Annotated in this window: 3 protein-coding genes; all 3 read left to right on the top strand. The window is 53.4% G+C overall.

Going from position 1 to position 2,176, the window contains the following annotated elements:
* The coding region (locus ACFRAK_RS27615) for an amino acid ABC transporter ATP-binding/permease protein (RefSeq protein ID WP_394572978.1) at window positions 1-644 on the top strand (644 nt) is incomplete at its 5' end.
* A 126-nt stretch (window positions 645-770) separates the two neighbouring features.
* The gene (locus tag ACFRAK_RS27610; RefSeq protein WP_394572977.1) at window positions 771-1,805 is read left to right on the top strand and encodes a DUF2332 domain-containing protein; all 1,035 of its coding nucleotides are present in this window, start codon (window positions 771-773) and stop codon (window positions 1,803-1,805) included.
* 180 nt (window positions 1,806-1,985) lie between these two features.
* The coding region (locus ACFRAK_RS27605; RefSeq protein WP_394572976.1) for a lyase family protein at window positions 1,986-2,176 on the top strand (191 nt) is incomplete at its 3' end.

Here is a 2,176-nt window from a genome sequence, read left to right as displayed (position 1 = left end):
GGGGAGCGAAGGTTGCTGTCATCGGTCGATCCGGTTCCGGCAAATCAACCTTGCTGCAGCTGATCCAAGGCGCTTGGATACCTGCTGCAGGCAGCGTGACCTTAGGCGGCGTGGCCGCCGCGCGCTTCGGTGAGGAGATCCCTTCGGTTATGTCGGTATTGAACCAGAGTCCGCATCTGTTTGATACGACGCTCCAGAATAATATCAGGCTGGGTCGACCGAATGCTTCGGACGAAGAGGTAATGGAAGCTGTGCGGCAAGCGCAATTGGAGCCGCTCCTTGCGGCTCTGCCGGATGGCATTCATACGCGGATGCAGGAGGCGGGGCAACGGTTCTCCGGCGGAGAGCGGCAGCGTGTCGCGCTTGCCCGCATTCTACTGCAGCAGACACCAATCGTCATTCTGGATGAGCCGACGGTGGGATTGGACCCTGGAACGGAGGCGGAGCTGCTGTCCACAATCTTGACCGCCCTCCATGACCGGACGCTGATCTGGGTGACGCATCATCTGATTGGGGTAGAGCAGATGGATGAAGTTATCTTTATGGAGCGAGGGGAGATTAAGATGCGCGGTACTCATGAACAATTGCTCGCGCATTCAATTAGATACCAGAAGCTATACCGACTGGATCGCCCGGAGATGTAGCGGGCAAACTTGAACATTCCATATTTTCCTTATGGGGCTGATAAAAGATCGGAATCCATCCGTCCTCGCTAAAGTTGTAACATGATGTTAAGGCGATATACCACTATACATCAAGGAGCGTGGCGTATGGATATGGAACGGTTGGCCAACGTTTTCTCCCATTTCGCGGAGCGGGAGTGTAACGGATCGAGTGATTTATACGAGTTTCTGGCCGGTGAGATTGCCGGTGATGAAGAAGTGCTGCAGGTAGCTGGATGGGCTTCGCCGGGGCAGCCGATCCCGAACTTGTTGTTCGGAGCAGTACAGTATTTGCTCTTGCAGGGAAAGGGGGAACGGCTTCAAGCCTATTACCCTGGCCTCGTGGAGCAACCCTTGGATATACGTGCAAGTTACACGTGTTTCCGAACGTTTGTATTGCAGCATCGCGAGGAAATCATATCAATACTGCAGAGCAAGCGCGTTCAGACCAACGAGGTTAGGCGCTGCGCCTACCTCTATCCCGTATTCTGTTCGATCTACGATAAAATGCAGCGTCCCCTTGCCTTGATCGAGCTTGGCACGAGTGCCGGATTGCAGCTGTTGTGGGATCAATACGGCTATGCTTACGGTCAGAATGAGCGTTATGGCGGCGCGGATTCCAAGGTGCTGCTTCAATCGGAGATTCGGGGTCACCAGCCATTGCTTCTGCCGCAGAGCCCTCCTGTTGTATACCGAATGGGGGTGGACCTTCACGTGAACGATGTACGGCATCCGGAGGATTATCTATGGCTGCGTTCGTTAATCTGGCCGGGTCATCATGACCGCGTAGCCACGTTTGAGCATGCCGTGGACGCATTGAAGCTGCAGTCCGATGTGCAGTTCATGGAAGGAGACGGGACCGTTCTGCTGCCCGATATTGCTGCAGAAATCCCGGAAGAGGCAGTCATATGCGTATTTCATACGCATGTCGCCAATCAGATGCCTGAGGAATCCAAGCGCCGTCTGCTCCATCATCTGGAGGAGATCAGTCGGCGACGCGATGTCATGCATGTGTATAACAATATGTGGGATGGCGATCTGCATATCGATTATTATGCAGGGGGCAAGTCCAGCGGGCAGACCGTTGCCCGAACGGATGGTCACGCCAGATGGTTTGAATGGCTGGGAGAAACGAGGAATTGAGCTTAAGAAGATCCGACCTGATCTTGCCTGAACTAATCCAAAAGATTAAAAGAGATTATCTGTAGTCCACTCCTCAGGGGTGGATTTTTTTCTGCGGCGCGTCTGTGTCATAATAGGAGAGACGAATACTAAGCGTCTGACGCTGACATAATGATGAATGCCAAGAGGAGGAAGAATCGGATGGATTATCGTATGGAGAAGGACACGATTGGAGAGATCAAGGTACCGGCAGACAAGCTGTGGGCGGCGCAAACCCAGCGCAGCTCCGAGAACTTTCGGATTGGAACCGAGACGATGCCCCAGGAGATTATTCGAGCATTCGCTATTCTGAAAAAGAGTGCAGCCATTGTGAACAGCAAGCTGGGTAAGCT

The sequence above is a fragment of the Peribacillus sp. NPDC056705 genome, assembly GCF_043656335.1.
The sequence above is the reverse complement of the archived record's forward strand: the minus strand, read 5'-3'. Positions and strand labels throughout refer to the sequence as shown.

Excerpts from the sequence above, each read along its gene's own strand:
- ACFRAK_RS27610 (WP_394572977.1), top strand. The coding sequence starts at position 771 with ATGGATATGGAACGGTTGGCCAACGTTTTCTCCCATTTCGCGGAGCGG.